The following is a 6,676-nucleotide window of genomic DNA, read 5'->3' as shown; positions in this document are numbered from 1 at the left end:
AATATATGGCAGCAATGAATCACGTTATTAAATCAACACGGTGTCTTGCAATCGGAGAGGGTCCATATATGGTATAATTACTCATCACTTTTTGCGCCAATATAAGTATGATTTCTAACAATTGCTGATGCTTGTATCCAGCACTGTAAAATGCGTCAAGCTGCGCATTATCAACATTACCTCGCCCGCGAGTTACAGCCAGCACAGTTTCTTTAAGCGTATTCAATTTGCTGTCAGACAGTGTTTCATCGTTTCGCAACTCTTCAATTAGGTCATCGCGCACTTTCATACTCTTAGCAATACCCGTGTGGGCTGGGACGCAGTAATGACACGCGTGCTCTACATTCACAGCCTGCCAAACCACCGTTAACTCTTCTGCATTGAACGATGTTTCTTGCGCTAGTTTATGCAGCACTTGATAGCCTTCAAGCAAAGTCGGCGCTTCTGCCATTACTGCATGTAGATTTGGAATCATTCCAAATGCTGCTTGCGAATTATCAAGTAAAGGCTTTGCTGCTTCTGGCGCACTCTCTTTCGTGTGTAAAGTAAAATCGCTCATGTCACTCTCCTATTGATGTGATCCAAAACTGCAAGCAACGCTTTGCGCTACTCACAACTCGTATGCCAATAATAATAGGTTTACTTGAACGATCGTTCAAGTGATAATTGAACATATGTTCAAAATATTCACGTATAAGGTATGCAGCGATGAAATATGACCACGATGAGATTATAGAAAAAGCCACTACGCTTTTTTGGCAACGAGGCTTTCAGGCGGCTGGCATGCGTGATATTCAGCAGGCATTGGATATGCGTCCTGGTAGTATTTATGCGCGTTTTCAAAGCAAAGAAGGTTTATTCAAACTTGTTGTTGAGCATTATGCAGACAACAGTGCAAAACGTTTAAAGCAAGTCACAGAAGCTCAATCACCTTTAGACGCTCTTTACCACTTTTTTGAAACAGCATTAACTGGCCCCGACGAGCAACGCTACATGCGCCAGTGCTTGCTGGTTAAGTCTATTGCAGAATTAGAACTCATTGGTGATATTGCCAAAAAAGCTGTACTTGAGAGCATGCAAACCCTTAAGGCTGGTTTTAGAAATATTATTGAAGCCTGTATCGAAAAAGGTGAGCTGCCTGAACATACGCCAACGTCAACAGCCGCAGAGTGGCTTCAAAATCAGTTCGTTGGCTTACGAGCGTTTGCCTTACTGCAAGACGATAATCAAACAACTATTAAGATGATAGACAAAGTCATTATCGACTTGAAAGGACAATGGCCACAACAAACACATTAATGTAGATGAAGGCTTACAAAAACTGACGCAGTGCATTTCATGAAAATTGCCGTGAAACCAGTTGGATGAGCCCTTGTTTACTTAAATAAGCGGTTCGGAATGAACCGATTAAACCAAGTGGAAAAACCATTTTTGTCCGTTTTCATATTAATGTAGGCTCGCTTAACCTCAACCCACTGTTCCTGGTCAACAGTCACTTTACCATCAACAAACGGTACATATAGCTGATCGCCTTCAAAGTGGGTTCTAAATTCTTAGTAAAAGTCGCCGTGTAACTCCTCAAGTAAGGCATCGGACTCCCCCAACCCGTTGGGGAGGAAGTAATGAAACCGAGTGAGAATAAGGCTTCCTTCAGCACTTAACTGGTAACTGCCTGCATAGCCATCCCAGCAGGCAGACATCACCTCAACCTTTTCAGGGTCAGGTTTACTCTTCAACTGATAAAAGTGTTTTTCGCCTTCGTCTGCTGGATGCCCTTGCCAAATATAATAAAGGCTATAGCCTTTTAGATTAACCCACGGACATTGATTGGAGAACCCTTGCGAAAATTGTACGGTCATTCCTTTGAACCTTTGAAAAAGTGAATTGATTTGAGTTCGGCAAGTGGCTAATTTTTTGACTTTCTAAACCTAAGCAGCAGCTAAGAGAACAGTAACCGCAACAACTGGGCGATAAGCAAAATCCCCATTAAGGGCCAAATCCACTTAGCCCATTTCGCAGCATCCTCATTACTGATTCGCATTTTAGAGCGTTCTATTAGCGGTATAATCAATGCTAGCGCACCAAATAACACCGCCAGTAAAATTAACACTTCCATTATCGTAACCCTATCGCATATTTGAGCACTTCTTGTTTAGCAGGCTCTATGCGCTGCGCCACAGAAAGAAGCTGGTTTCTTATCCATTTTATGGGGGCAACGTCATTGCTAAACAAGGTATAAAACCCATCCATTGCCGTCATCATCACCAAATTATCTCGCTTTCGTGGCTTTTCATAATTGCTGATAAGCCTTTGAGAAAATACTTTATCGGTTAGCGACAATGCGTTGTCGCTACCGAATGGCTTGAATTCAGCACACACAGAAAGAAAGGTTTCTACATCTTTAAAACCTAAATTAACACCCTGTCCGGCAAGCGGATTAATAGTGTGTGCTGCATCACCAACTAACGCACAACAGCCTTTCACATAGTGATTAGCATGAGCACGGGTAAGCGGAAAAATCGCTTTATCAATAACTGAAAAGCTATTGCCATTTCTGGTCAATTCATCTGGAAACGTTTTAAGAATTTCACTTTCAAGTTGGTTCGCTTTTAAACTTTTAATCCGTTTGAGTTCGTCAGGCGAGTCGTACCAAACTAGCGAAGCGAAGTTATCAAACATAGGTAAAAAGGCTTTGGGGCCGCTCGATGTAAACTGCTGCCAGGTTACAGGTTCAACGGCGTTCTCCATCTTTATAGTGATCCCCATCGCCTGCTGCGCATATTGCCAACCTGTAGTGCCAATGCCCGCCGCCTTTCTCACCTGAGAGTTTGCGCCATCTGCGCCAACAAGCCAGCTCGCTTCAATGGTTCTGCCATTCGAAAGGCTGACCTTAGCCGTATTCGTTAATTGAATATCTTGCACCGTTTGTCCGGTAATGAGCTCAACATTGTCAAACTGCTTTAATGCGTGGTGGCACCCCAGCTGCAACAATCGGTTTTCCACAAAAAAGCCTAGTTGGGGCATGTCGATACTTTGTGCGGTAAAGTCTGTTCGGTGGGCTGGGTCGTCCCACACGCTTAGGCCTGTGTAAGGTTTAACACGCATGGCGGCTATGTGTTCCCAAGCGCCAAGGGCTTTTAACAGCGTTACCGACGCTTCGCTGATGGCTGAAACCCTTAAGTCAGGCCCCGTCTCAGCGTTAAAAGGTGCTGGTAGATACGGCTCTATCACTGCTACCTTAAACTGCTGCTGAGCAAGTCCCAACGCAAGTGCAGCACCTACCATACCGCCGCCATTTATACAAAAATCGACCATTTACTCTCCTTAAAACACGCACTTGCATTATGTCTTAAAACACAAAGCGCTGTGAAGTAAAACGTAGAACTGGCTTGCCCTAGATCAATTCTTAACGAATCGTCTCAAGATACTGGGAATATGCTTGCATAACAGGTAAAATATGCGGCTATTTTGAACATCTTCCTGTAACTGACATTATCAGTGTTTTTTACGTGGTGATTTAAGCGCCTCACGTAAAACAACATTCTGGCAGCCACCTTTTCTAAACAACGGTGAAACTGCTCTCACTTACAGGAACACTAACAGGTTATCGAATAGTTGTTATGACTAAAAAGCTGTATATCAAAACCTGGGGCTGCCAAATGAACGAGTACGACTCGGAGAAAATGGCAGACTTACTAGACTCAACGCATGGCTACAGTGCTGCAGAAAGTGCTAAAGAAGCCGATGTTATTTTGCTTAACACATGCTCAATTCGTGAAAAAGCACAGGAAAAGGTGTTCCACCAGCTGGGACGTTGGAAAACACTTAAGCAAGATAAACCTGAACTTATTATCGGTGTGGGCGGCTGTGTAGCCTCTCAAGAGGGCGATACTATTCGTCAGCGCGCGCCGTTCGTAGACTTAGTTTTTGGTCCACAAACACTGCACCGCTTGCCTGAAATGATCAATCAGCTTCAGGGCGGCGCAAAGTCAGTGATTGACGTGAGCTTCCCGGAAATTGAAAAATTTGACCGTTTACCTGAACCACGTGCTGAAGGTCCAACGGCGTTCGTTTCAATCATGGAAGGCTGTTCAAAATACTGCACATTCTGTGTTGTGCCTTACACCCGCGGTGAAGAAGTAAGCCGTCCTGTTGACGACGTGTTGCTTGAAATCGCTCAGCTTGCAGGTCAAGGCGTGCGTGAAGTAAATCTTCTAGGTCAAAACGTTAACGCGTATCGCGGTGAAAATTACGACGGTACAATTTGTCGTTTCTCTGAGCTGCTTGAATTGGTAGCGGCCATCGACGGTATCGATAGGATTCGTTACACCACGTCACACCCGGTTGAATTTACAGATGACATTATAGAGGCATATGCGTCTATTCCGGAGTTAGTAGACCACCTACATTTGCCTGTTCAAAGCGGCTCTGACCGTATATTGAACTTGATGAAGCGTGGCCATACAGCAATCGAATACAAGTCTAAAATGCGTAAGCTGAAGAAAATTCGCCCGAACATTAGTTTGTCGAGTGACTTCATTATTGGTTTCCCAGGTGAAACAGATGCCGACTTTGAAGCCACCATGGATTTGATTCAGGCGGTCGATTACGACCTTAGCTTCAGCTTTATTTACAGTGCTCGCCCGGGTACGCCTGCTGCCGACGCAGTAGATGACGTAAGTGAAGAAACTAAGAAGCAACGTCTTCACCTACTACAGCAGCGTATTACGCAACAGGCTCTTCGTATTGCTCGTCACATGGTTGGTACAGAGCAGCGAATATTGGTTGAAGGTCCGTCGAAGAAAAACCCAATGGAGCTTTCGGGACGTACTGAAAATAACCGTGTAGTGAACTTCGAAGGCACACCAGACATGATTGGCGAATTCGTTGATGTAAACATCACTGACGTATTCACTAACTCATTACGTGGTGAAGTTGTGCGCAGAGAGAGCGAAATGGGCTTGCGTGTTGCCGTTTCGCCCCAATCTATCATGGCAAAGCATCAGGCAGATTTGCCCGATGAGCTTGGCGTGGGTCAATTTAACCCAGCCTAAATACATTTTATAGCGAGGAAAAAAGTAGCTTGAGTACATTGGTTAGTAACGAATTTGAATTAGAACCGGCAGATAGCAAACGTTTGTCGAGTTTATGTGGCCCCTTTGATGACAACATTAAACAAATTGAGCGCAGGTTAGGCGTAGAAATTACCTACCGAAATAACGCATTCAAGGTGTTGGGTGAACCGCAGCAAATAAAAAGTGCCAGCGAATTACTTAAGCTTCTTTATATAGAAACTCAGCCTATTAAGGGCCGTATTCCCGAGCTAGATGCAGAACAAGTTCATCTTGCCATTCAAGAAGCCCGCGTTATTGAAAAAGACGCAACAGGCGGCTATGGCAAAGAAGTCAATATTAAGACCAAGCGCGGTGTGATTAAGCCGCGTAACCCTAACCAAGCGCAATATGTGGCGAACATTGTAAACCACGATATTACTTTTGGTATTGGACCTGCCGGTACGGGTAAAACCTACCTAGCCGTCGCTGCTGCTGTGGACGCGCTTGAGCGACAAGAAATTCGCCGTATCTTGCTTACCCGCCCGGCGGTAGAAGCGGGTGAAAAGCTCGGTTTCTTACCCGGCGACCTTTCACAAAAAGTTGACCCGTACCTTCGTCCGCTTTACGACGCCCTATTTGAAATGTTGGGCTTCGAGAAAGTAGAAAAGCTTATGGAACGCAACGTCATTGAAGTTGCACCGCTGGCCTATATGCGCGGTCGAACGCTGAACGATGCCTTTATTATCCTGGATGAAAGTCAAAACACCACGGTAGAGCAAATGAAAATGTTCTTAACCCGTATTGGCTTCAATTCAAAAGCGGTGATCACCGGTGACATCACGCAGGTAGACTTACCTCGCGGTGCAAAATCAGGTCTTCGTCATGCTATTGAAGTGTTAAGTGAAGTGGATGACATTTCTTTCAACTTCTTTAACGCTGAAGACGTGGTCCGCCACCCTGTGGTTGCGCGCATCGTCAGAGCCTATGAAGTGCACGATGCTGAACAAGAGCGTCTTCGCAAAGCACGTAAAGAAGAAGCGTTGCGACTTCAACGTGAACAGGCTTCTCAAGACGATAATGCCACGCAAACGAAAGACGACAACGCATCGTGAGTGCCATTATTGATGTACAGCAAGCGTTTGAAGGTGACGAGGCCATTTTGTCGGCCATTCCCTCACCTTCGGAACTTGAGCTTTGGGCTAACGCCGTGCTCAATTACGAAGGGTTAGCTGAGCAAGAAGTGACCATTCGCTTTACTGACGAAGCCGAAAGTCAAAGCCTTAACCATGAATACCGAGGAAAAGATAAACCCACAAATGTTTTATCTTTTCCGTTTGAAGCGCCTCCAGGTATAGAAATAAACCTTTTAGGCGACCTGGTTATTTGTGCCCCCGTTATTAGTCGAGAAGCCGAAGAACAGCATAAAGACGTAAGCAACCACTACGCGCACATGACTGTTCACGGGCTATTGCATTTAATGGGTTACGACCATATTGATGATGCGGAAGCTGAGGAAATGGAAAGCAAGGAAATTGATATTCTTGCGCACCTTGGCATTGCTAATCCTTACGAATCTATTGATTAACAATTCAATTTAAACCGTTGTTAGTTAAGTACTTTAA

Annotated in this window: 8 protein-coding genes; 4 read left to right on the top strand and 4 right to left on the bottom strand. The window is 44.8% G+C overall.

Annotation, left to right across the window (positions count from 1 at the left end; translation table 11 throughout):
• Positions 1-19: 19 nt before the first annotated feature.
• Positions 20-559, bottom strand: coding sequence for a carboxymuconolactone decarboxylase family protein (locus WA381_RS19725; RefSeq protein ID WP_156086188.1), 540 nt, complete (start codon positions 557-559; stop codon positions 20-22).
• Between the two features lie 149 nt (positions 560-708).
• Here WA381_RS19725 and WA381_RS19720 point away from each other — a divergent pair, with 149 nt between their 5' ends.
• The gene (locus WA381_RS19720) at positions 709-1,299 is read left to right on the top strand and encodes a TetR/AcrR family transcriptional regulator (protein WP_014976138.1); all 591 of its coding nucleotides are present in this window, start codon (positions 709-711) and stop codon (positions 1,297-1,299) included.
• A 254-nt stretch (positions 1,300-1,553) separates the two neighbouring features.
• On the opposite strand, the gene WA381_RS19715 is transcribed toward WA381_RS19720, so the two are convergent.
• The 3 genes from WA381_RS19715 to WA381_RS19705 all read right to left on the bottom strand — a co-directional run bounded on the left by WA381_RS19715 (position 1,554) and on the right by WA381_RS19705 (position 3,315).
• The gene (locus tag WA381_RS19715; protein ID WP_230633721.1) at positions 1,554-1,859 is read right to left on the bottom strand and encodes a hypothetical protein; all 306 of its coding nucleotides are present in this window, start codon (positions 1,857-1,859) and stop codon (positions 1,554-1,556) included.
• Positions 1,860-1,939: 80 nt separating this feature from the next.
• Positions 1,940-2,116, bottom strand: a complete 177-nt coding sequence (locus tag WA381_RS19710) for a hypothetical protein (RefSeq protein ID WP_014948996.1) — start codon at positions 2,114-2,116, stop codon at positions 1,940-1,942.
• Positions 2,116-3,315 (bottom strand): FAD-dependent monooxygenase, encoded by a 1,200-nt coding sequence (locus tag WA381_RS19705; protein ID WP_156086187.1) that lies wholly within the window; start codon positions 3,313-3,315, stop codon positions 2,116-2,118. Before WA381_RS19705 ends, WA381_RS19710 begins: the two co-directional genes overlap by 1 nt.
• Before the next feature lie 305 nt (positions 3,316-3,620).
• Here WA381_RS19705 and miaB point away from each other — a divergent pair, with 305 nt between their 5' ends.
• From miaB to ybeY, 3 genes are read left to right on the top strand one after another with little or no spacing between them, the layout of a single operon-like run.
• Positions 3,621-5,054 (top strand): tRNA (N6-isopentenyl adenosine(37)-C2)-methylthiotransferase MiaB, encoded by a 1,434-nt coding sequence (miaB, locus tag WA381_RS19700; protein WP_156086186.1) that lies wholly within the window; start codon positions 3,621-3,623, stop codon positions 5,052-5,054.
• A 29-nt stretch (positions 5,055-5,083) separates the two neighbouring features.
• On the top strand, positions 5,084-6,166 hold the full coding sequence (locus tag WA381_RS19695) for a PhoH family protein (RefSeq protein ID WP_156086185.1): 1,083 nt from the start codon (positions 5,084-5,086) through the stop codon (positions 6,164-6,166).
• On the top strand, positions 6,163-6,639 hold the full coding sequence (ybeY, locus tag WA381_RS19690; protein ID WP_039225624.1) for an rRNA maturation RNase YbeY: 477 nt from the start codon (positions 6,163-6,165) through the stop codon (positions 6,637-6,639). Before WA381_RS19695 ends, ybeY begins: the two co-directional genes overlap by 4 nt.
• Positions 6,640-6,676: the final 37 nt, after the last annotated feature.

The sequence above is a fragment of the Alteromonas sp. CH_MED4-4 genome, assembly GCF_037029575.1.
In the GTDB taxonomy this organism is placed as follows: Bacteria; Pseudomonadota; Gammaproteobacteria; order Enterobacterales; family Alteromonadaceae; genus Alteromonas; species Alteromonas macleodii.
This window is presented reverse-complemented; position numbering and strand designations above follow the sequence as displayed.

Excerpts from the sequence above, each read along its gene's own strand:
- WA381_RS19725 (WP_156086188.1), bottom strand. The coding sequence starts at position 559 with ATGAGCGATTTTACTTTACACACGAAAGAGAGTGCGCCAGAAGCAGCA.
- WA381_RS19705 (WP_156086187.1), bottom strand. The coding sequence starts at position 3,315 with ATGGTCGATTTTTGTATAAATGGCGGCGGTATGGTAGGTGCTGCACTT.
- WA381_RS19715 (WP_230633721.1), bottom strand. The coding sequence starts at position 1,859 with ATGACCGTACAATTTTCGCAAGGGTTCTCCAATCAATGTCCGTGGGTT.
- WA381_RS19710 (WP_014948996.1), bottom strand. The coding sequence starts at position 2,116 with ATGGAAGTGTTAATTTTACTGGCGGTGTTATTTGGTGCGCTAGCATTG.
- WA381_RS19720 (WP_014976138.1), top strand. The coding sequence starts at position 709 with ATGAAATATGACCACGATGAGATTATAGAAAAAGCCACTACGCTTTTT.
- miaB (WP_156086186.1), top strand. The coding sequence starts at position 3,621 with ATGACTAAAAAGCTGTATATCAAAACCTGGGGCTGCCAAATGAACGAG.